Consider the following 23,528-nt stretch of genomic DNA (forward strand, 5'->3'; position numbering starts at 1 on the left):
AACCAGGGCTTGCTTCCTGTAAGGAGTAATAATAACTTTATTCCATATGAAAAAAGTAATGGGAAAAAAAGTTTTTTCCCACTCTCTCAGAAATTATGCCTATATCTTGTAAAACTTAATGAAACAACCTATGCATAATTAGTGGCCTGTACATATAATGGCATGAAAATACTAAGAGAAGAGGTGAAAGCATGAAAGTTGTCATTTTATGTGGGGGCAAAGGAATGAGAATGAGAGGCTTGACAGAGAACTTACCGAAAGCCTTAGCTGATGTTAATGGAAAACCGATATTATGGCATATCATGAAGCATTATAGTGAGTATGGACATCAGGATTTTATTTTGCCATTGGGATGGATATAAGGGTGAGCAAATAAAGGACTATTTTGTAAATTTAGCTTGGAAAAAAAATGATTTAAAAATAGATTTAGAAAAGAATCAATATGACATTCTCGAAAAAACAGAGCCTTGGAAAATCACATGTATTGATACAGGCATAGATACGATGACAGGAGCGAGAATTAAACAGTTGGAAGAATTTATACAGGATGATATCTTTCTATTAACATATGGAGATGGTTTATCTGATATTGATTTAGATGCACTCATTGCCTTTCATAAAGAAAAAGGAAAAACAGTTACACTTACAGGTATTCAAAAAAATAATCAATATGGAGTACTTGATATAAAGGATGGAATTGCTACTAGTTTTACAGAAAAGCCAATTTTAGATAACTGGATCAATGGCGGATTTTTTGTTTGTAATAAGGAATTCTTTCACTATTTATCTGCGCAGCCAGATTGTGTGTTAGAGGAAGAACCTTTGAGAAAGCTAATTAACAAAAGAGAATTGGCTGTCTATTTACATGAAGGAACATGGATATCTATTGATACGCCTAAGGATTTAGAAGATGCTAGAAAGATATGGAAACAAAAATAAAGAGACAGGGGAGAGAGAGGACTGCCGTGAAATGGCTAAAAAAGAATATCATAAACGACTTTTTGAAAGCATTGTCCAGTAACGAAAAGGAAGATAAGTCTGCTACTATAAATATTCAACTATTCTCTAAAGGGGTTTCAGTAAAATTCCATGTAGATAATTTTGTTGAAGTTTTAAATGGAGCTAAAAACAAAAATAATAAAATGCTTGCTTTACCATCTCCACAAGATGATACACCATCACAAGAGAGTAATGTTATACAAAATCAATTGATTAATGAAACTAATCCAAGCACAATTAACGGTATTTCAAACAATGATGAAGCAGCCGCACAAGAAAAGGCAAGACAGGAAGCAGCCGCACAAGAAAAGGCAAGACAGGAAGCAGTCACACAGGAAAAAGTAAAACGAGCATCAGCTAAAATAAATGAGGTAAGAAAAACGTCTGTAACAGAGCCGATTTCATCCACCAATCAAAATTTTTGTGTAATTGCAGGTAAAGAATATTGTATGAAGATTATGGCGGTTTATCAATCACTAGTTAAAAATAGTGAGAATTTCAATTTATGGGTTTGTTGTACGGATGCTATTACGTACAAGTTTTTGAATGAAAAAAATCTAAAAAATATGCATCTTATTAGAGTAGAAGAAATAGAGAATGATCAATTAAGAGCTGTTAAACAAGAAAGAATGATAAATGAATATTGTTGGACATTAAAATCTTTTTTAATTGAATACATTCTTAAAAATAATGATATTGAGCAAGTTTTATATTGTGATGGGGATATGTATTTCTTCTCTAATCCTGAAAGTATTTTTAATGAATGGGGCTCTGCTTCCATCTACTTGACTCCACAAAGAGATTTAGACTGGGTAGAGCAAAAGTACGGGAAGTATCAGGCAGGTATTGTCGGATTTAGAAAAGATGAGACAGGATTGGCAGCTGTTCAATGGTGGAAGGATAGATGCCTTGAATGGTGTAGTGTAGTGGAAAACAATGGCCGATTTGGTGACCAAAAGTATCTAGATCAGCTTCCAATTATGTATGATAATGTTCGAATATCTACTAATTTAGGGGTTAATGCTGCACCATGGAATATTGTTTACAATAATGATTTTAAAATTTCTCTACAAGGAGATAAAGTTTTCATAAATAATGACCCGCTAGTTGCTTACCATTTTTCTTGTTTAACTATTTATGATAGTAATAAATATGATTTATGGAGTATGCATCAATTAACTATTCAAAAGGAAATTATGAACTATATATATGTTCCATACCTTGATCATTTAGAGGAATTAATTACGTCGTATCAGAATAGTTATCCTGGAATTATTCGAGCAACGCTTTCGACAAATGACTTTATTCAGGCAAAGACAAAGTATCATAACACTAAATTGAAAAGAAAAATGATTACGCATAATAATTATTTACTATTAACTTCTATTTTTAGTAAAGAATATTTAGTTAAAGGATTAGCGATGTACGATTCATTGGTTAAGCAGATAGACAATTTTCACTTATGGATTTGTACGATGGACCAAGAAACCAACGATGTCCTATCAAATTTAAATTTAAAAAATGTAACATTAGTGCCAATAGAAACAATTGAGACACAGCAATTAAAAGAGTTAAAGCAACAACGAACACTGCAAGAATATTGTTGGACAATAAAAGCGACATTAGTGGAACACTTATTAGCCACTCATTCCGATATTGACCATCTTTTCTATTGTGATAGTGATATATATTTCTTCTCCAACCCTATCTCTGTGTTAGATGACTTCGCTAGATACTCTGTCTATCTATGTCGTCAACGAGGAACAGACTTATTAGAACATTTCCATGGTCAGTATCAGGCTGGGTTTATCGGATTCAAAAACGAAAAAAACAGCAGAAAGATTCTAAATTGGTGGAAAAAGAGATGCTTAGAAGAATGCTCTGAAATATATAATGATGAACGGAAATCATGGGGAGATCAATTGTATTTAGATCGTATTCCAGAGTTATTTGAAAATATAAAAGTTAACAAAAACCCAGGAATTAATGCTGCGCCATGGAATCTTATCTTAAATAATACGCAACAAGAAGTAACCATGAGGGAGACTAAGGTATATATTGACAATTACCCATTGATGTTCTTCCATTTTGGTAGTCTATTAATGCTTAATGAGAATGAATTTGATCTATGGAAGCAAGAAGAAGTTAGTATTTCAGACCCAATATTAATAAATATCTATAATCCTTATTTAGTGAAATTAAAAGAGTTCTCAAATAGTTTCTCTAATAATCCAGAATTTTTTGCGAACGTACCTGCTGATTATTCAGCAAAAAATCCCTATTCTATCTCCTCTTTATAAGTGGTGAATACGATGAAATTGAAAAATAAAAAAGTGTTAGTAACAGGTGCTTATGGGTTTATTGGATCGCATCTTATTAAACAGCTAGTGAAAGAAAATGCGACTATTGCTGTAATTGTTAGAAAAGATTCTAATCCATGGAGAGTTCAAGAATATTTGCCTCAATTAAAAATATATGAGGCAAATATTCAAAATCGCCCCGAAATTTGCCGTATTATCCATGAATTCCAACCAGACTATATTTTTCATCTAGCAGCTTATGGAACGAATCCAAATAATAGAAATGATTTACTTGCTTTTGAGACTAATATATTAGGAACCATGAATCTTCTCTTTGCTGCAAAGGATATAAATTGCCAAAAAATTATTTGTCTTGGCAGTAGTTCGGAGTATGGAGATAAAAAAGAACAGATTCATGAAGAAATGCTATTAGAACCAGTAGATATATATGGAAGTACGAAAGCAGCCTCTACAATTATTGCCCATCAATTAGCACAAGAATATAAAATTCCGATCATCACCTTAAGGGCATTTAATATTTTTGGAGAAGCGGAGGATAACCATAAATTATTCTCTCATATTATTGAAAAAGTACTTCGCGGTGAAGAGGTAAAATTAACAACATGTGACCAATATCGGGATTATAGCTATGTAGGCAATATTGTCGATGGTTTAATCCTTGGAGCCACAAATGAAGGAAGCAGTAATATGATTTTAAATATTGCTTCTGGTAAGCACATCCTTTAAGATATTTTGTTGATTTAATTTATCAGCATTTAGATACGAAGCAAGTTCCTCTTTATGGTGCTATTCCAAAAAGAGAAAATGAAAGGAATGCACCAATACCAGATATAACTAAGATTCAAACCATTCTAGGATGGACTCCAGCAGTTTCCATTGAAGAGGGGATTAAGAAAACAATTGCCTGGTATAAAGGTTATTATCATTTTCAATAAGGGAGTGGAGGTGTAACAATGACAACTGATTGGCAAAAAATATACAAAAATAAAAAGATTCTTATAACTGGTCATACAGGTTTTAAAGGTTCCTGGCTAGCAATTTGGTTAGCGAAGCTAGGTGCAGATGTAATTGGTTATTCTTTAGATCCGATTAGTAACGAGTGCCTTTTTGAATTGGCTGAGTTGAATAATAAAATGAAGGATATAAGAGGAGATATTCGTGATGCGGTGAAGCTTCAAACAGTTTTTGAACAATATCAACCAGAGATTGTCTTTCATTTAGCAGCACAGCCATTAGTAAAACAATCCTATCGAGATCCAGTAAATACGTATGAAGTGAATGTGATGGGAACAATGAATGTGTTAGAAGCGATTAGAAAGACACCATCTGTTAAAGCTGGAATAATGGTAACCAGTGATAAATGCTATGATAATAAAGAATGGGTATGGGGATATCGGGAAACAGATCCAATGGGAGGGTATGATCCATACAGTTCAAGTAAAGGATGCTGCGAAATTTTGATATCCTCTTATCAGCATTCGTTCTTTCCTATTGACTCCTATAATAAGCATGGGAAGCTCATTGCTTCTGTACGAGCAGGAAATGTAATAGGAGGCGGTGATTGGTCATTAAATCGAATTATTCCAGATTGTGTGCGCTCCTTATTATCGGGACAATCTATTAAGGTGCGTTCCCCTCAATCTGTGCGTCCATGGCAGCATGTTTTAGAGCCACTTTCTGGTTATTTAAAAATAGGCGCTTATTTATATGAAGGAAAAACACAATATGCACAAGGATGGAATTTTGGACCGGAATCAGATAGCGTGACGACGGTGCAACAATTAGTAGAAAAAATAGTAATGCAGTGGAAGGATGGCACATGGGAAGTCGATACGTCATACTCCACGGAACATGAGGCAAAGCTTCTAAGCTTGGATATAAATAAAGCAAAGTATAATTTAGATTGGCACCCTAAATGGGATATTGACCAAACCGTATATTATACAATAGAATGGTATAAATTGTATAAAGAAGTAGATGTATATGAGCTTTGTTTAAAACAGATAAGTGACTATGAAAAATAAGATAACGAGACAAATAGAAGCTATTCTCACCCTTTCATTCGAGATAAATAGGCATATTGAAAGAGGAGGGAGCTTCTATTTTATTTCTTTGTTAAAAAATATTGTGAATATCACTAGCGAATAGGATGTTGCATTCTATAACAGAAGTTCGCTCAAAGTGGGATCACGCTGTGCCGCTGCGGCCAAGTGAACTGCAGTGACTGAGTGGTCTTGCTAATCTAAACGGGAGTCTCAGCCCTTCCACTCCAAGCAACGCACACAAGCTTAATTTAACTTATTAAAAATCTTTTTGACGACAAACAAACAGGATATTCCGGCATGGGAATATCCTGTTTTCTTATTTTTTCAATGAGGCTATAAAGTTTTTATGTCTTGCTACTATTCTTTCTTTAGCTAACCGTATTTTTCTTCGATTTTTATTACTTGTTAAAAAATATTCTTTCCTTTCAATAGTTTCTGCTAGTTTAGTTGTATTTGTTAATACTGTATAAGGTAGTTGGTGGATGGAAGCAGCAAAGTCTACTCCTTTCGATCGATAAGCCAATTGGATAAAAGGAGTGCCGCTTGAAGCGGAAAGCACGTTTGCGTGAAGTTTGAGGTTAAGCGAAAAATGGCAAATAGATAAGAAATGGTAAATTTGTGAAGCGGTACATACCTCTGGAATAAAAGTAACTTTTCTATTATCTTTTAAACTAGTATATAGCTCCTTGCAATGAGGTATATCCTTATCCCACATTGGGAATATAACAATTTGATATCCCTTTTTTAATAGCATTGTACATGCATCAAACATTTGGTTTTTGAGTTTATTTTCATCATAGCCAAATAAAATATTTTGAGTGGTTCCCCAATTGACGGCAATCATTTTTTTACTGGAGTCATGCAAGTATTTTTTTTGAATATAATCATCCTTTTTAGGGGTGAAAAGCATCCCAGAATCACCGATTATCTGATAATTACTTGTTGGTTTTGGATTTAAAGCTTTCATATATTTTTGCGTAAGTGGTCCTCTAAGACCTGCAAATGTTGCGTATTCGATTACTTTTTTTATTTTATCTCTATTTATCTCTTTGTTATTAAAAGTGGTTGAAGATACCTGAAAGTATCCTCTTTTAAAAGATTCAATTGTTTCTTCCGTCATATAATCAATACCTGTTCCGTAACAATAAAGAGGGAGATTCATTTCCATTGCTTCTAGGGCTAAATCAATAAAGAAACTACCTTGAAACAAAGAACCTCCTCCTAAAACGACTAGATCAAATGGTTTTTCTTTGTAAAATTCTTTCAGTTTTTTATTCGTATGAATTGGATAGGAGAATAAAGTATATTCTTCATTTAGCCATCTTTCGCAAGCTTGAGCAAATGCTTCATAGCAAACTTCATCTCCTATATTATTAACTCCTAAATAACCAAGATATAAAATTTTCACCGTTCGTTTCCTCCTTCCTTAGAAAGAATCACTTCGATATGATCAAGGAGCTGTTTCGCACGAACTTGTACAGAATGTTTTTTTCTTACCATTTTATAACCGTTTAGAGCTATTCGTTTCCCTAATGTATCATAATGGGTTAGATGATATTTTGCTTTCCGTTTAAAGTTCTCTTCATTTATTTCAATGAAATGGACACCAGGGATGAAACCTAAATCCTTAATTTCTTTCGTGCATGAAGCTAACAGTAATGTATTACAAGCCAACGTCTCGTAATATTTCATTACAGGATAATGATAAATGGAATCACAAGTGAAAAACATTTTTGCTTTGTTAAGTTCTTTTGCGAAACTGCTAGCTACCTTAAACGATTTCTCGTCATACTGTTTATGAAAATAGCCAGGATGTGCATGATAAGTGAAGTTCGGTAGCTTTTTCATTTCATCAAGAATTTTTTGACGTAAAGGATACACAGTAGGATGTACCGCACCCATCATTAAATAATCAATCGTTTTCTTTTGGTTGAAGTCTGTAAATACATCAATATTTACATAATGGGGGAACCATATCATCTTATCTTTAAATTCTGGATACCATTCCAAAAATGTATCTCTATAATGGGTAAAGATGTACTTTACGTTATTTTCTTTAATATATGCTCTTCTTTCGTCCATCTGGTAGTTTAAATCATGCATAATTATGCCGAAGGGAATATGACAGTCCTTAAGGCCAGTTACTTTTGGTGATCGAGTAGGACGTAAATCATTTACTAGGATAAAGTCAGGCTGAAAGTTCATTTTTTGTAGTATTCCACTTATATTACCGTCTTCCTCCCAGATCCTTATATCAACGTATTTCTTTAATTCTTCTGTTAAATAATACGTATTTCTTTCTATCCCATTTTCCCAGTTTTTTGTAATAAAAAGTATCTTTCTCTTCTTCTTTAATGTCATCAGCATCATGTCCTTTCCCTAATGTTTTACTATATATTCTATTCTTGTCCCCTTAAATCGGACCATAGCAAATTGACCAATTATTCGCTTACGTACACCTTTTAATGGATTGTCCATATACTATTAAGAGATACGAGAGGTAGGAGGCGTACTTTAGATGAATAAGATTCTTCTTTCAGGTTATTACGGGGAACTAAATAGCGGAGATGATGCATTACTACTAGTCTCCTCTTGGGGAAGCCGAAAATTTCTTTTTGGAGAGAAAATCTATGGGACATGTATACAAAAACCTGTTCTTCCATTAGATGCTGCTATTGAAGCTCTTTTTGTTCCAGAAGAAGAACAAAAAGAGCGTAACGAAAACCTTTTGCGATTGTACAGGCAGTGTTATGGGAGTGATTTCATTTTATATGGCGGTGGATCTGTTTTTCATTCCACAGATAAAATGACAAGAGATGGGGACTTAATTGATGTAAATAGAGGGAAAGGAGCAGCAGCGATCGGGGTATCTTTTGGCCCGTTTAGAGATTCTGCTGCACAGGAAGCATGTAAGAAGCTTGTTGAGAAATTTAAATATATCGGTTGCAGAGATGTGGAAAGCTATGATTTAATTCGTTCTCTTAACCCCAATATTAATGCAGAAATAACATTTGACTTAGCTGTCCTGTTACCGCTTGTAACGGGGGTGGATTTTTCAAGAGATCATAAGAGAAAGGGATTAGGAATTTCCTTATGCCATTATGAAAGATATATTGGGGGAGATACAAGTGTAGAAAAAACAAGGGTCGAAAAATTGATAAATGTTATAAATGGGTTAAAGGAAGAGGATTTTGAGGAATTAGTTTTTATTGATTTTAATGGTCATCCTATTTTTGGAGATCAGGACATTCATCGAGAGGTTATCAATCAGCTACACACAAATATACCTATTAGACATGTTTCTTATGATAAAAACCCATTAAATGTTCTTCGCACTATTGCTTCTTTAAAAGGGTTGATTGGTATGCGATTGCATAGTGCAGTTTTTGGTTATATCACCAATACGCCAACTATCATTTTCTCCTACCATCCAAAATGCGATGGCTGGGCAAAACAAATTCAAGCACACAATGATTTTATTATTTCCTCCAATTCTTTTACAGAGGAAAGTGTATGGCAAGCTCTTAGGGAAATTGCAGTTAATCAATATCAGTATCCTAAGCTATCCATAAAAGACGCACAATCATTAGCAATGAAAAATTGGGAGGGTACAAGATGGTCGCTGTCTCAGTAGTAATTCCACTTTATAATAAAGAACAGTATATTGAAAGAACGATAATGTCTATTCTATCCCAAACATTTCAGGATTTTGAGATTATTATTGTAGATGATGGATCAACAGATGGCAGTGTAGAAAAAGCAGAAGCTTGGATAGACAACCGAATTTCAGTTCGAAGAATGGAACATAAAGGTGCTTCAGCTGCAAGAAATGAAGGGATTCTTGCAGCAACAGCAGATTTAATTACTTTTATTGATGCCGATGATGAATGGAAGCCTCGATTCCTAGAAAATATCATCGATTTAAAAAACAAATATCCTTACTGTGGTGCTTATGCGACAAGTTATGAAATTCAGTTGCCGAGCAAAAAAAAGATCATACCTACTATTTATGAAACACCAGAAAAGTGGGAAGGTGTGTTCACAAACTATGTGGAAAAAACACTAAGGGATTTGCCTATTATCTCCTCAGCAGTTGCCGTCAAAAAAGAAGTTTTTAAAGAAATAGGGTTGTTTAAAGAAGGAAAACCACTTGGGGAAGATCAAGATATGTGGTTGAGGATTGGAATGAATTATCCGATTGCTTATAAAAATGAAAGTTTTGCGATTTATTATCGTGGTTTAGAAAATAGCGTGTGCATGGATTTAAGTATTTTAAATCGTTATCCAATTATTGACTACTTAGAGAGACTCCTTCATAAAGAAAATATTCCTTATTTTGATATTTATTTATCAAAACTAAAATTAGATTACAGCAAAAGATTAATAGAGGCAAACCGATTAGATTCTGCATGGGTAGAATTACAGCATACGAATGCAAAAGTATATAAATGGGAAAAAATAAAATTGTGGATGCTTTACTATTGGAAAAAGATAGCCAATAAATTTAGTTTCCATTCCAAAAAATATAACAAAGAATGTCCGTAGCTAAGGCACTTAAAAGACACTGTGCCCCTGCTAAATGAAAGAGCTGGGGCAAATCGATTTTACTTTCATGCGTTTTTAATTGGTGCACCAGGTGGATAGTAATAAGGGGGGACTTTAATCCAGCCTCTTTGTCTCATTAAATCCTTTAAACTTGCACCGAATTTCATTTTTTCTAACATACATTGGGTAAACATAGTAGCTATATCATTTCGTATGCATTGGGAAACAGCTGCTGCACAGTGAGTAATGGATGCAGCGGTTTTAATGCCTAGTCCATTCATTATTTCGTCATCAGTCATTTTCACACCAAGAGGCACGGCCTGTGAATAAGATAGTGGTCGTTGTTCACTTGTTGGCGGCAATGGAATTCCTTCAGCTATAAGAAAGTCTCGAAACCATTGCCCATGCGCATCACATTGTTTAAAACTGTCTTTTAGTGACTTGATAACATCATCATCTGTTGTTGTATTTAATGCAACTTGAATATAAATATTCGCTTCATCCACAATAGTAAGATAAGTCCAGCAACTCATCACTTCACCTACATGCAGCGGATTTTTTGGCTCTACATCTAAATTCAACTGTAAATAATCCTTTAATGCTTCAAAAATAGTTGTCATCATAACCATCCTAATAGGGAATTTTTTTCATGAATTAACAATCCTATGTTTAAAAACAATGAATTGTTAGATAGTGGCTGCTTTCATCATTTATTTGCTTTTCGAAAAGATGCAAGTTATAAGAGAAAATGTTAAGTGCTATTCGATCAACTCTATTATTAGCATGTATTAGCGAATAAATTCGCAAGGAATGGTAAATTATTAATTTGCAAGGTGGAAACTTTTTTTCTCTAGACCCACTGATTTCTTTTCTGTTAATATAGTTAGGTTGACTTTTTGTACATATTGAAATTATTGGAAATGATAAAAAGAGGTTGATGAAAATTGGGATCGAGAGAATTACTAGCCAAAAGGGTAGCTTGGATTAGTGTCATTAGTAATATTGTATTAACTATTGGAAAATTAATAGTTGGCTGGATGGGGAATAGTGACGCTGTTTTCGCTGATGGGATTCACTCTGCTGCAGATGTCTTTGCCTCTGTCATTGTTTTGGTTGTTATTAGAATTGCCAATAAACCTGCTGATCAAGAACATCCATATGGACATGGTAAGGCAGAGATAATTGTATCAGGATTAGTCGGAATGATTCTTCTTGGAGTTTCCGTCTATTTGGTATATGAAGTAATTATGGGATTCTTTCATCCGATAACAACGCCAAGCTTAATCGCAATGTGGGTTGCTGTAATTTCATATATTTCAAAGGTGCTTTTATATCGATATAGTAAGAAGATTGCTGATGAACAAAATAGTAAAGCGATTGAAGCAATTGCTTATGATCATAAGGCTGATATTGTTTCATCCATTGCAGCTGCGATAGGGGTTTTATTGTCTATAATCGGGGAAAAGTTAACGATTAATTTCCTTCTTTATGGGGACAAAGTTGCCACTATTATCGTCGCATTTTTAATCTTTAAAATTGCAAAAGAAATGGTAAGTGAAGCTTTTGATATTTTACTTGAGCGAAATATAGATTTAGAAATTTTAAGGGAATATCGTGAAATTATTGCTTCCTTTACGGAAGTGAAAAGGATTGATCGTTTACGTGCTAGAGAACATGGCCACTATATTTTAGTCGATTTACGAATTTCCATCGATTATGATAAAACGATTAAGGAAGGTCATGATTTATCGAGAAAAATAAAGAAGAAGCTAATGGCAAAGCATGACAATATTAATGAAGTGCTCATTCATCTGAATCCTTATTTTAAAGAATAGAAGCTTGTTAGTATTTTAATTAGTTAATTGTGACAATATCAGTAACATATGCCTAGTTCCATTGAATATAGGTACTATCAGCACTATAGTAAAGGGGAAGATAATAAAGTCTTTCTTAAGGAGCTGAACACAGTGCAAAAAGTATTATATATTACAGCAAATCCATTTGATGAATCTAAATCATATGGGATGGTAGTAGGTAAATCATTTATTGATCAATATAAAGTATCGAATCCAGATGATGAGGTTATACACATTAATCTATATAAAGAATACATTCCTTCTATTGATGCAGATGTTTTTCAAGGATGGGGGAAACTACAATCTGGAAGTGGGTTTGATCAGCTATCTGATGAAGAAAAAACAAAGGTTAGTCGTTTGGCGGAACTTAGTGAACAATTCGTTCAAGCGGATAAATATATTTTTGTTACACCGTTATGGAATTTATTATTTCCTCCAGTTATGAAGGCCTATTTAGATTCAGTAGCTGTAGCTGGCAAAGCATTCGAATATACAGTCGAGGGACCAAAGGGACTTCTTGGTAATAAGAAAGCTCTTCATATTCAAGCGAGCGGCGGTATATATTCTCATGGACCATCTGCTGATAAAGAAATGGGACATCGCTATTTAAAGACGCTAATGGGATTTTTCGGCATTACTGATTTCCAAGGCTTATTTGTGGAAGGGCATGATTTAGCGCCAGAAAAGGCAGAAGAAATTAAAGAAAACGCGGTTGCGTGTGCAAAGGATGTAGCAACTACTTTTTAAATAGAATAGAACTAAAAAAAGGTCATGAAAAATGATGTTCTTATATGAACACTTTTTTCAGTGACCTTTTTTTAATGATTCCAGACTTCTTTTAAAGTAAAACGAAATAGTTCATCTAGTTGTTCAGTTGAATCTAGCGAATGTTTTTCTAAACTTTTTGCGAAAGTTTCTAATTGGTATATCTCTCTTTCTAAATACGTGTTAATAAGGTTGATTCGTGGTTCGAGTGTTAATTCTTCTCCAGATATTTTCCTTTTTAATAAAGTATCAATACTCATACGAAGGTCGCCATCTGGGATAAGTTTATGTACCAAAGTTTCGAATTCCATTGGTGGAATCGTTTGGTATATTTGAGTCCACTTGGCTGCTAAAATTGGTCGTAATACATAAAAATATTTTTTGATTTTAACAGTATCTCCTTGTAAATATTCTCGGAAATTTCCTTTCGCCATATTTAAATAATGATAGATAGTGGAAGAAGGCGAGAATATTTCTTTTTCTAGTTCTTTCATTTTGTCAATGGTTGAAAAACGCTGGTAATATACCATACTGGAGCGTAGCCATTCTAATAAAGGTGGATTGGATTTTCGAAAAAGCTTAAGAGCTTTAGTCAGTTCCCACCCGCTCATATCTAATAATGGATCAACAGGGATTGATAGTGAATCATGGTTAGGAATCTCGATTACATCTCGTTTGCGGTCAATCGATAAGTACCAGTTTGGTTGATGAATATAGATAAAACGAACATCATAATCACTATCCTTGGATGGAAAACCCCATGCACGACTTCCGGATTCACATGCATAAAGTACTTTTATGTTAAATTCTTTTTCCGTTTGTTCGATTATTTCTTTGATATGCATTTCCATTAAGGTACACATCCTAGTTATTTTTTGTTATTGTATATGGTATCATTTTTCTATCTTTTCTGTAAAATGATAACGTTTTCTTGTATAATAGTAAGTGTATTTTTATATAACTTATAGTGAAATAGGTTGTTTTTATAATTTGAGTTAAGTCCATAATCTGTCATAAAAGGGGGAAGGGTAAATGAGGAATATACCAACTGCTATTCAAATGTATACGTTAAGAAATGAATGCGAAGCTGATTTTCGTGGGACTCTCCGTAAGGTTGCAAGCTTAGGCTTTCAAGGAGTAGAGCTTGCTGGCTATGGAGGGATGCCTGTAGGAGAATTAAAGGATTTACTGAATGAACTAGGTCTTCAAGTTGCAGGTTGCCATGTTCCCTTAGTTGATTTAGAGAGTAATTTAGCCAAGGTTATTCAAGAACAGTTAGTTTTAGAGAGTAAATTTTTAGTATGTCCTTATCTTTTACCAGAGAACAGAACAGAAGCTGATTATCAGTCACTGATTAGTTTCTTAAATAAGGCTGGAGCAGAGTGTCAAAAAGCAGGAATTTCCCTCTGTTATCATAATCATGATTTTGAATTAAATAACTTACAGGACGGTAGAACGGCATTAGATACAATAATGGAAGAAACAGACGCGAGCCTTGTTTTTGCAGAGCCAGATGTATACTGGCTTTCTAAGCGAGAGTATGATCCAGCGAAATGGATTGATACATATAGAGACAGAATAAAGCTTGTCCATTTAAAAGATATGACAGAGGATGAAGAACGTTTCTTTGCTGAAGTAGGGACGGGGGCAATTGATTTTCCAGCGATTCTAAAAAAAGGTGACGTAGCAGATATACAATGGTGGATCATTGAACAGGATGCTACAAGAAGAACACCATTTGAAAGTATTGAAATTAGTTTGAATAATTTAAGAAAAATGCTAGATGAATTAAATAAATAGTATGCAAAAAATAGTGGGGGCAGGTCCCCCGCTATTTGAATATTTCCTTTCTATTATCATGTTATTGTTCTCTAAGTAAAGGCATAGAGCAACAGCGAAAGGAACCACCAGACTTAATTATTTCAGAAAAATCAACTTCGATGACCTCATAGCCTCTTTTTTGAAGTTCTTTATTTACGCCTTCATTCATCGGCAAGCTAATTACTTTTTTGTTGCCAATGGATAATACATTGGTACCTAATGTGGCTTGCTCTTTTGCGCTTACATGTATTAAATCATAACGATCTCGTAACATTCGTTCCTTTTCTTTATGGAATTCCCCCGGAAATATTAGCCCTTCCGTAGGAGACAGAACATTAAACACACAATCTAGATGAAGATACGTATCGGTAAAGGGTACTGAAATGACATCATAGGATGGTAGTAATGTCTGTAAATGCTGGATAGCAAATTTATTTGTACGTTGGCTTATTCCAACATAAATGGTTTTACCGTCAATGATTACATCGCCACCTTCGATGATATTTCCTTTAATATCTGTATAAGTAATTTCCTGTTCTTTTAAATAGTCTATTAAAATTCTTTCTTCTCCACGTCTTACATCTCGAGCCATTTCTGCTACGAAGATTTGATTTCCCAATGTAAAGCCGATATCCCTTGTGAATACTTGTTCATGGAATTTTTCTACAGGAGGAAGCAGAATCGTTTGTACTCCATGTTCTTGCAGCTTTTCAACAAATATTCGATGCTGCTTTTCAGCAAGTTGCCTATCAATATTTTTCTTTGCATGTTTCTTTTGAATATCGTTTATAGGAACTTTAATAGCCATGAATTCTGGTGGTGCTAAAACTACAGCTTTTAATGGATCATATTCATTGGAACAGTGTACTTTCATGACAAAATCCTTTCTAGTTTAATATAGTATTTAGTTTTTCCTGATTGTGTATTTTTATGAAAGAACTTATGAGGTTTGTTTGAAGGGGAGATGAAAGCCACAAGAAGCAGCAAATCGGGAAAAAGTGGCGTTCAAAAGTGGAATGAACGCCACAAGGATAAGCAAATCAGAAAGAAATAGCGTTCATCACCCCAAATCGATAAAGCAAAAGAAGTTAATGAACAAGAATAGCCAGTGAAGCATGCTTCACTGGCTAAAGGTAAATGGTAGATTAGCTTTCATCAATATCTTTACGATTTTTCTTAAATAGCTTAGAAAGCACTTCATACACAATTGGAACAATAACGAGTGTTAATAAAGTAGAACTGATTAAGCCACCAATAACCGTAATACCAAGGTCTTTAGAGATTAATCCACTTCCACCTGATCCAATTGCTAATGGAATTAATGCACCAATTGTTGCAATTGCTGTCATTAGAATAGGGCGAAGACGAGTAGAACCTGCTTCCAGAATCGCTTCACGCATATTCATTCCATCACGTTCCATATGAATGATGCGGTCTACTAATACGATGGCATTTGTTACAACAATACCAATTAACATGAGTAATCCCATCATAACCGATACGGAAATAGTTAGACCTGCCAGATATAAGCCTACAAATGAACCAATAACGGCAAACGGTAAACTAAATAAGATAGAGAATGGGGCAACCCCTTCACGGAATGTTACAACAAGAATAAAGTATACAATCGCAACAGCAGCAATCATTGCTACACCCAATTGCGTAAATGTTTCATTCATATCTGCTGCAACACCAGCAACATCTATTGTAACGCCTTTTGGTAAGTCGATTTTATCGATTTCTTGATCCACTTCACTTGTTACTTTGGAAACATCACTACCAAGAATTTTTCCTGATACAGTTGCGTAATACTCTCCTTTACTACGAGAAAGTGTATTTAAAGTAGTTCCTTCTTCTACTTCAACAAGCTCTGAAAGTGGCATCGTATTTCCTAATGCAGTTGGAATTTCTGTGTCTAGCATATCGTCAATTGATTTTGGCTGTGCTGCTTTTTCTTGCTGAACGATGACATCTAAAGCTTCACCATCTTTTTCAATGGTTGTGACAACATCTTTTGTATTATCTGGGCTTAGCATCATTAGAAGCTGACCTGCTGTTAAGCCGTACTGCAATAATTCATCTTGATCTACGTTAAATGTATATTCTACATATGCATCTTCAGCAGTAGTTGAAACATCTTCTAATTTGTCGTTCTCTTTTAAAATATCTTCTGCCTTTTTAACAGCTTCATTAAGCTTATCTAAATCTTCGCTATAGAATGTATAGCTTACTTCATTTGTTGACATTCCCATTGATGAGAAGTCTTGCGTTTTCCATTCACCAGACTGACCAATATTTGTAATGTATTCTTCAATTTCATCACGAACTTCTGGGAAGTTCTTCATATCTTCATCAAAGATTAGGTACATAAGTGCACCGCCAGCTCCCATGCCCATCATGGCACTTTGTGCATCAGCAGTATCATTGATAGATAATTGAACAATATCAATATCTTTGCGATCAAGCATTTTTTCTTCTACTTCTGTAACGTTCTTTAATGTTTCATCCTTTAATTCACCAGTTTCTGGTGTATAGGTGATATACATTGTTTTTTCTTCTTCACTTCCTAAGAAGCTAAAGCCGATTAAAGGAGTAAGAGCAACACTTCCAGCTAATAACACGACTGCGATAAGAGAAGTGATGATTTTATGGTTAAGAGCTTTTTCAAGAATCCCCTTATACCAATTCGCCAATTTGCCGGCTTCTTTATGAGTGCTTTCTACTTTCTCTCCATATAATTTCTTCTTGAATAAGAAGTGAGAAAGAGCTGGCACAATTGTTATTGCAACAAGTAAGGATGCGCCAAGTGAGAATGCCATTGTTAAAGCGAAAGGACGGAATAATTCTCCAACCATTCCACCAACAAACATCAATGGTGCAAATACAGCTACCGTTACTAATGTAGAAGAAAGGATTGGTTTAAACATTTCAATCGTTGCTTCTCTAATTAAGGCACGACCTGTTAATTTTTCTTCTTTAAGGTGAAGTCGTCGGTAAATATTCTCCACAACAACAATAGAGTCATCAATTACCCGACCAATCGCAACCGTGATAGCACCTAGTGTCATAATATTTAATGTAATATCCATCCAGTTTAGTAGTAACAATGCCATGAAAATAGAAACTGGGATGGAAATAATAGAGATAATCGTTGATTTAAAATCGCGTAAGAATAATAAAATGATTAATACAGCAATTAAACAACCAAATACTGCTTTTTCAATCATCGTAAATACGGATTTTTCAATTGGAGCTCCTTGGTCAAGTGAAACATCAATTACTAAACCATCGATATTCTTTTGTTCGTCCTCAATTAAATCCTTAACGCTGTTAACGACATCAACAGTGTTAGCTTGCTGTCCTTTTACAATTTGGATTGCAATTGCATCTTCACCATTTGTGCGAGAGACAGATTCTACTTTCCCAACCACTTCAATTTTAGCAATATCGCTAAGCTTGACAAATGGGGATGGATTTTGTTCTGATGGAGTTACAGGGATAAGCATATCCTTTAGTTCTTTTTCTGTCATGAACTTCCCATCAATTGCAACTGCTTGTTCCCCTTCTTCGAACTCATAAAGTCCTAAGGAAACAGCTAAGTTACTTGCTTGGATCATCTCTTTAACTGTATCTTCTGTTAAATCCAATTGTGCCATTTTTTCTTTATCGTATGTTAAATCTACTTCTTCAATATGTTGTCCAGTGATGGTTGCAGAAGCTACGCCGTCAATCTTCTCAATTTTAGGAAGGATAATTTCTTCAACAGTTGACGTTAATTCTGTAATATCTTCTTCCTTACTGCTGACACTTAACGCTACAACTGGCATCATATTCATACTGATTGCTGTGACTGTAGGTTCCTGTGCACCATCTGGCAAGGTGATATTATCTAAAGCAGATTGTAAAGCACGTTTTGCTTCATCCATATCTGTGCCATATTCATACTCTAATTGAACATTTGCCATGTTCGAATAAGAATTCGAATATACAGCTTTCACATCTTCTAGATTTTCTACTATTTTTTCTATCGGCATGGAAACCTCTTCCATTACCTTCTCCGGAGTAGCTCCCGGATAAACATCCATTACAGTTAAGTAAGGAATCGAAATATTCGGTATGGTTTCCATATTCATTCTTGTACCAGAATAGATACCTGATACAGTGATAATAATGGTTAGAAGCCAAACCGCAAGCTTGTTACCTAACACAAAATTTACTAAACCCTTCATAATACACCTTCCCCTTATTGACTAATCTAACTCATTTACCTATAATAAATGACTAAGTGGTCATATGTCAAACGATAGTTCATAGGAGTGGATGAGCATGACAAAAAAACAGCTGATTATGGAAAAATCAATTGAGCTATTTGCAAAACAAGGATTTGCAGCTACCTCCGTTCAACAAATAACCGAGCATTGTGGAATATCAAAAGGTGCATTTTATTTATCCTTTAAGTCTAAGGATGAACTAATCATGGCCTTAGTAGATTATTTCATGGAACAATTTATCGCAAAACTTGACTATGCAGTCAATCATGAAGAGGATATACTTTACCACTTTTATTATGAAATCTTTTTTACTTTTAAGGAAAATTCTAGTTTTGCTATGTTATTTATTAAGGAGCAAGCGCTTTCGTTTAATGAAGAATTTATCAATAAATTTACTTATTACGACCATTTACTAGAAAAAACAATGGAGCGTATGATTGAAAAAGTCTATGATCAGTCCATACAGTATTTGAAGTTCGATTTAGTATTTAGTATTAAAGGTTTCCTTAATACTTATACGCATATTGTGTTAACTCATAATGAATCAATTGATTTCGATTTACATATGCTTGCAAATTCTTTAGTAGAGAAAACAAATATTCTTGCTACCCATACGAAATCCCCGTTTTTTACAGAGGAAATATATCAGATGCTACATCAGTCCCTTACAATAGAAGTAGCTAAAAAAGAAGAGCTATTACAGCAATTAAAAGGGAAAATAGAAGAAGTGGAAGATGTTTATGTGAAAGAATCTTTATCATTACTTACCGTACAGTTGGAAGAAAGAACACTAAGTAATGTTTTAATCAAAGGTCTAATTGAAAATATTAGACATCATCGAGACTGTATGTGGCTATCTTATTTATTATTTAACTATTTTAAAATGGATAGAGCTCAAGAAAAATAACATATTAGTAAGGATGAAAGTAATCATACAAAATAGAAGAGAAGTATGAATGGTTATAAATAAATTTGAGTACTGAAGGTTTAGTGTTTATATAAAGCGCTAAACCTTTTTGTTTTTTTTGTGGGAATATATGGATATATCATGAGGCTGATGACCTGAATTACTCGATTTGGTAATTCTGTTACCGTGAACAATAAAGAGGAACGTTGACACTCGTAATCTACTATATTTATAATCTCACATAGATAGAAAGCGTTTACTTTAGTTAGAGAGAGTCTATAAGTAAATGCTTAATTTAGTAGTACCTATTATTTAGGAATGTGAATGGGCTTTTTCTAAATAACAGATTGCTTAAATCTAGAGCAGGAGGAGAAAGAATGAACCAATTTGTAAGGAAGCTACTCATTATTCTAACTGTATTGGTCCTTGTATTAACTACAAGAGGATTCACTTTCGAACAAATCAGTGTGATGGCAGAGAATACAGAAGCAAAGGAAATACCTGAACACACATTAAGAATTCATTATCAAAAAGAAGACAAAAATTATGAGGATTTGGGATTATGGCTATGGGATGATGTAGCATCTCCTACTGCTAATTGGCCACAAGGAGCTATGGCTTTTGAAGAAGAGCAACAAGATGAGTATGGTACATATATTGATATTCCTTTGAAAGAGGATGCAAAAAAAGTTAGTTTCCTAATCGTAAATCGTACAAATGGTGAAAAAGAGGGCGGAGATAAGACGGTTACCTTAAGCAATCCATCATTGAATGAAATATGGATTAAGGAAGGTTCCGATACGGTAAATCTATTTGAACCAGTTAATTTGCCTGAGAATACAGTAAGAATTCACTATCAACGAGATGATCAAACTTACGATAAGCTAGGTTTATGGTTATGGGAAGATGTAGAATCTCCATCTGCTAATTGGCCAATAGATGCGCTTGCATTTGAAAAAACAGATCGCTATGGCAGCTATGTTGATGTTAAGGTGAAGGAAGATTCACAAAAAATTGGATTTCTTATTGTGAACCGAGAAAATGGGGAAAAAATTGGCGGGGACAAAGGGTTTGCATTACTTGAAGAATATGACCATTTATGGATAAAGAATGATGATGATAATGTCTATATTTCTCCATATTGGGAAACGCCAACTGATTTGGTATCTGGTGAGTTATTGTCTGATAAAGCAATTCAATTAATTTTTTCTAGTACAAAAGGTCTTACAGATGAATCATTAGTGAAAGACCTATCTATTGTGGACAAGAATCAAGAAGCGATTGCTTTTGATGGCGTGAAAATTACGAATGAAACAATGGTGGAAGTGACAGGAGTTTTTGACGCAGAAATGGGACCGTTTACGATTTCTTATCAAGGAAGAAACGTGAAGGTAAAATCTGGATGGAAAATGTTAGATGAAAATTATTTCTATGAGGGAGACGATTTAGGGGCTACTTATCATAATGGAAATGCAACATTAAAATTATGGGCGCCGAAATCAACTAAAGTTACAGCCGTTTTTTATGATAAAGAAAATGCAGCAAAGCAAATTGGAAGCATAGATTTAATCCAAGGAGATAAAGGCGTTTGGAGTGTGGAAGCGAAGGCGAGTGAGCTTGGCATCACAGATGTAAGAGGATATTATTACCAATATGAAGTAACCAATGATGGAAAAATTTCGAAAGTATTAGATCCATATGCAAAATCAATGGCAGCTTTCACGGTTAATACTGAGGGGGAGGTTGGCAGCGATGGTGATATGGTTGGTAAAGCAGCGATTGTTGATTTAAGCCAAACGAATCCAGCTAACTTTAATGGTGCTAATATTGCTAACTATGAAAAAAGAGAAGATGCGATTATTTGGGAAGCACATATCCGTGATTTCACCTCTGATCCAACGATTCAAACAGATTTAAATGGACGGTGGGGTACGTATAAAGCATTTATAGATAAATTGGATTATATTAAATCCCTTGGTATTACCCATATTCAGCTTTTACCAGTAATGGCATGGTACTGGGGTGATGAGACACAAATGGATGAAAGAGAATTAGATTATTCTACAGCTGCAAATGAATACAATTGGGGTTATGATCCACATAACTATTTCTCTCCAGATGGTGCTTATTCTGAAAATCCTAAAGATCCTGAGCAGCGTATTAGAGAATTAAAGGAACTAATAAATGCCATTCACGATGCTGGGATGGGAGTAGTGTTAGATGTGGTTTATACACATATGTCCAATGCGAGTCTATTAAATGATATTGTGCCAGATTATTATTTTTTCCAGGACAGTAATGGGAAATTTGTCGGAGGGTTTGGGAATAACTTGGCAACAAATCACAAAATGGCGGAAAAACTAATGATTGATTCGGTAAAATACTGGTTTACTGAATTTAAAATTGATGGTATGAGATGGGATATGATGGGGGATGCGACCTATGAAGCTGTTCAAAATGCTTATGATGCAGCAGCAGCTATCAATCCTGATGCATTATTTATCGGGGAAGGCTGGAGGACCTTTTCTGGACAACTAGCAGATTCATCTTTAGCAGGAAAAGGTGCGGATCAAGACTGGATGGATAAGACCGATAATGTTGGTGTTTTCTCCGATGAAATGAGAAATGAGTTAAAGTCAGGGTTTGGATCGGAAGGGGAGCCGCGCTTTATCACGGGAGGAGCTCGTAATATTCAAACGATTTTCAACAATATTAAAGCACAGCCATCCAATACTCCGGCAGATGATCCAGGGGACATAGTGCAATATATTGAAGCACATGATAATTTACCATTATATGATATTATTGCGAAAGCATTGAAAAAAGATCCGTCCATTCCAGCGAATGATCTGGAAATTCATAAACGTATTCGTCTTGGAAACTCGTTGATTTTAACATCTCAAGGAACGGCTTTCTTACATGCTGGCCAGGAATATGGAAGAACAAAGCAATGGCTAGGTGAAGGAATTCCAGAGCAAAAATATGATGAATTCACCGATGAAAATGGTAACGGCTTTGGCTATTTTATCCATGATTCGTATGATTCTTCTGATGCAATCAATATGTTTGATTGGACAAAAGCAACAAATAAGGAAGAATATGCAGTGAATGATGAAACAGTCGAATATACAAAAGGATTGATTGAATTAAGAAAATCAACAAATGCATTTCGTTTAGGGGAAAAGAGCCTTGTAGATTCTAATGTGACATTAATAGAAGCGAAGGAAATTCAGGAAGAAGATCTTGTAATCGCATATAAAAATGACTCAACAGATAATACAGGAAGCTACTATGTATTTATGAATGGTGATACAAAATCAAGAGAGCTGACATTACATGAAGACTTAACAGGTTTCAAGGTATTAGTTGATAATGATGAAGCCGGCAAAGAATCTGTTAAAGAGAAAAGTGGTTTTATATTAGCTGCTGATAAAATCACACTTGATCCTTTAACGACGGTTGTCATAAAAAATGAAAAAGAAACAGAAGGAAATCCGGATAATGGTACTACTGACCCAATTACACCAGAAACGCCAGGTGATTCAACAGATCCAGTTACACCGGAAAACCCAGCTGAAACTCCAGAATCAGCTACACCAGAGAATCCAGAAAAAGAAAATCCGTCTGGTAAAGACGAAGACTCAGTTAATTCTGACAAAGAGGTCAATGGTGGGAACGATGAAAAAGCGGATAATGACAAGAAGGATACTAGTGAAAAGAAATCCGAAAATGCATTGCCAAATACAGCGACAAATAATGGAACATATTTGTTGATTGGAATCATTATTTTAATAGCTGGAGTAAGTCTTTCTTTCATCCTTCGTAGAAAAAAACAAATACACTAATAAGTGAAATAAAAGCAGAAGTCAGGATTTTATTTTTTAAAACTGATTTCTGCTTTTTTTATCCTGAAATATTCATAGCACTTTAAAAGATGCACGTTTTTCTAAAATGCAGGTGAGAGTTTTCTATCTTTTTATAAGATTGAACATTTTCTA

Annotated in this window: 14 protein-coding genes and 3 pseudogenes; 11 read left to right on the forward strand and 6 right to left on the reverse strand. The window is 34.6% G+C overall.

Translation table 11 applies throughout. From position 1 onward, the window contains the following. Window positions 1-191 precede the first annotated feature (191 nt). The 4 genes and pseudogenes from ACTNDN_RS09970 (at window position 192) to rfbG (ending at window position 5,344) form a co-directional block, all read left to right on the forward strand. Window positions 192-939 (forward strand): annotated as a pseudogene (locus ACTNDN_RS09970) (sugar phosphate nucleotidyltransferase). 26 nt (window positions 940-965) lie between these two features. Then, window positions 966-3,299 carry a glycosyl transferase gene (locus tag ACTNDN_RS09975; protein ID WP_441131184.1) on the forward strand — a complete coding sequence of 778 codons (2,334 nt, stop codon included), beginning with the start codon at window positions 966-968 and terminating at the stop codon, window positions 3,297-3,299. A gap of 12 nt (window positions 3,300-3,311) precedes the next feature. Then, a pseudogene (locus ACTNDN_RS09980) lies at window positions 3,312-4,255 on the forward strand (NAD-dependent epimerase/dehydratase family protein). Window positions 4,256-4,273: 18 nt separating this feature from the next. Then, a complete protein-coding gene (gene rfbG / locus ACTNDN_RS09985) occupies window positions 4,274-5,344 on the forward strand; it encodes a CDP-glucose 4,6-dehydratase (protein ID WP_441131185.1) in 1,071 nt (356 codons plus the stop codon). A gap of 337 nt (window positions 5,345-5,681) precedes the next feature. Here rfbG and ACTNDN_RS09990 read toward each other — a convergent pair whose 3' ends face one another. Together ACTNDN_RS09990 and ACTNDN_RS09995 are read right to left on the reverse strand one after the other, a co-directional pair. After that, entirely contained in the window at window positions 5,682-6,773 is a 1,092-nt protein-coding gene (locus ACTNDN_RS09990) for a polysaccharide pyruvyl transferase family protein (RefSeq protein ID WP_441131186.1), read from the reverse strand. Further along, entirely contained in the window at window positions 6,770-7,726 is a 957-nt protein-coding gene (locus tag ACTNDN_RS09995) for a glycosyltransferase family protein (RefSeq protein ID WP_441131187.1), read from the reverse strand. Before ACTNDN_RS09995 ends, ACTNDN_RS09990 begins: the two co-directional genes overlap by 4 nt. 157 nt (window positions 7,727-7,883) lie before the next feature. Here ACTNDN_RS09995 and ACTNDN_RS10000 point away from each other — a divergent pair, with 157 nt between their 5' ends. Together ACTNDN_RS10000 and ACTNDN_RS10005 are read left to right on the forward strand one after the other, a co-directional pair. Continuing rightward, entirely contained in the window at window positions 7,884-8,999 is a 1,116-nt protein-coding gene (locus ACTNDN_RS10000) for a polysaccharide pyruvyl transferase family protein (RefSeq protein ID WP_441131188.1), read from the forward strand. Further along, window positions 8,981-9,910 (forward strand): glycosyltransferase family 2 protein, encoded by a 930-nt coding sequence (locus ACTNDN_RS10005; protein WP_441131189.1) that lies wholly within the window; start codon window positions 8,981-8,983, stop codon window positions 9,908-9,910. The genes ACTNDN_RS10000 and ACTNDN_RS10005 overlap by 19 nt, the downstream gene beginning before the upstream one ends. A 65-nt stretch (window positions 9,911-9,975) precedes the next feature. On the opposite strand, the gene ACTNDN_RS10010 is transcribed toward ACTNDN_RS10005, so the two are convergent. Continuing rightward, a complete protein-coding gene (locus ACTNDN_RS10010) occupies window positions 9,976-10,530 on the reverse strand; it encodes a DUF3231 family protein (protein ID WP_031536374.1) in 555 nt (184 codons plus the stop codon). A gap of 324 nt (window positions 10,531-10,854) precedes the next feature. Between ACTNDN_RS10010 and ACTNDN_RS10015 the strand changes: the two genes are divergently transcribed. Together ACTNDN_RS10015 and ACTNDN_RS10020 are read left to right on the forward strand one after the other, a co-directional pair. Further along, window positions 10,855-11,745, forward strand: a complete 891-nt coding sequence (locus ACTNDN_RS10015) for a cation diffusion facilitator family transporter (RefSeq protein ID WP_441131190.1) — start codon at window positions 10,855-10,857, stop codon at window positions 11,743-11,745. Between the two features lie 132 nt (window positions 11,746-11,877). After that, window positions 11,878-12,513 (forward strand): FMN-dependent NADH-azoreductase, encoded by a 636-nt coding sequence (locus ACTNDN_RS10020; RefSeq protein WP_441131191.1) that lies wholly within the window; start codon window positions 11,878-11,880, stop codon window positions 12,511-12,513. A gap of 71 nt (window positions 12,514-12,584) precedes the next feature. Here ACTNDN_RS10020 and ACTNDN_RS10025 read toward each other — a convergent pair whose 3' ends face one another. After that, entirely contained in the window at window positions 12,585-13,382 is a 798-nt protein-coding gene (locus tag ACTNDN_RS10025; protein WP_441131192.1) for a nucleotidyltransferase domain-containing protein, read from the reverse strand. Between the two features lie 181 nt (window positions 13,383-13,563). Between ACTNDN_RS10025 and ACTNDN_RS10030 the strand changes: the two genes are divergently transcribed. Beyond that, complete coding sequence (locus tag ACTNDN_RS10030; RefSeq protein ID WP_441131193.1) at window positions 13,564-14,331, forward strand: sugar phosphate isomerase/epimerase family protein; 768 nt, start codon at window positions 13,564-13,566, stop codon at window positions 14,329-14,331. Between the two features lie 61 nt (window positions 14,332-14,392). Here the strand turns inward: ACTNDN_RS10030 and ACTNDN_RS10035 are convergent, their stop codons facing one another. Both ACTNDN_RS10035 and ACTNDN_RS10040 read right to left on the reverse strand, forming a co-directional pair. Further along, window positions 14,393-15,226, reverse strand: a complete 834-nt coding sequence (locus ACTNDN_RS10035) for a dimethylarginine dimethylaminohydrolase family protein (RefSeq protein WP_441131194.1) — start codon at window positions 15,224-15,226, stop codon at window positions 14,393-14,395. Between the two features lie 271 nt (window positions 15,227-15,497). Continuing rightward, window positions 15,498-18,581: an efflux RND transporter permease subunit gene (locus ACTNDN_RS10040; protein WP_441131195.1), complete on the reverse strand. Its 3,084-nt coding sequence runs from the start codon at window positions 18,579-18,581 to the stop codon at window positions 15,498-15,500. A 97-nt stretch (window positions 18,582-18,678) separates the two neighbouring features. On the opposite strand from ACTNDN_RS10040, the gene ACTNDN_RS10045 reads away from it, so the two are divergent. Further along, entirely contained in the window at window positions 18,679-19,530 is an 852-nt protein-coding gene (locus ACTNDN_RS10045; RefSeq protein ID WP_441131196.1) for a TetR/AcrR family transcriptional regulator, read from the forward strand. 497 nt (window positions 19,531-20,027) lie between these two features. Next, window positions 20,028-23,375 (forward strand): annotated as a pseudogene (locus tag ACTNDN_RS10050) (pullulanase); the annotation flags it as partial. Window positions 23,376-23,528: the final 153 nt, after the last annotated feature.

It is taken from the genome of Niallia sp. HCP3S3_B10 (assembly GCF_052064465.1).
In the GTDB taxonomy this organism is placed as follows: domain Bacteria; phylum Bacillota; class Bacilli; order Bacillales; family Cytobacillaceae; genus Niallia; species Niallia hominis.

Coding starts and splice junctions, on each gene's coding strand:
- ACTNDN_RS10045 (WP_441131196.1), top strand. CDS start 18,679: ATGACAAAAAAACAGCTGATTATGGAAAAATCAATTGAGCTATTTGCA.
- ACTNDN_RS10000 (WP_441131188.1), top strand. CDS start 7,884: ATGAATAAGATTCTTCTTTCAGGTTATTACGGGGAACTAAATAGCGGA.
- ACTNDN_RS10040 (WP_441131195.1), bottom strand. CDS start 18,581: ATGAAGGGTTTAGTAAATTTTGTGTTAGGTAACAAGCTTGCGGTTTGG.
- ACTNDN_RS10025 (WP_441131192.1), bottom strand. CDS start 13,382: ATGGAAATGCATATCAAAGAAATAATCGAACAAACGGAAAAAGAATTT.
- ACTNDN_RS10010 (WP_031536374.1), bottom strand. CDS start 10,530: ATGACAACTATTTTTGAAGCATTAAAGGATTATTTACAGTTGAATTTA.
- ACTNDN_RS10005 (WP_441131189.1), top strand. CDS start 8,981: ATGGTCGCTGTCTCAGTAGTAATTCCACTTTATAATAAAGAACAGTAT.
- ACTNDN_RS10030 (WP_441131193.1), top strand. CDS start 13,564: ATGAGGAATATACCAACTGCTATTCAAATGTATACGTTAAGAAATGAA.
- ACTNDN_RS10035 (WP_441131194.1), bottom strand. CDS start 15,226: ATGAAAGTACACTGTTCCAATGAATATGATCCATTAAAAGCTGTAGTT.
- ACTNDN_RS09995 (WP_441131187.1), bottom strand. CDS start 7,726: ATGACATTAAAGAAGAAGAGAAAGATACTTTTTATTACAAAAAACTGG.
- rfbG (WP_441131185.1), top strand. CDS start 4,274: ATGACAACTGATTGGCAAAAAATATACAAAAATAAAAAGATTCTTATA.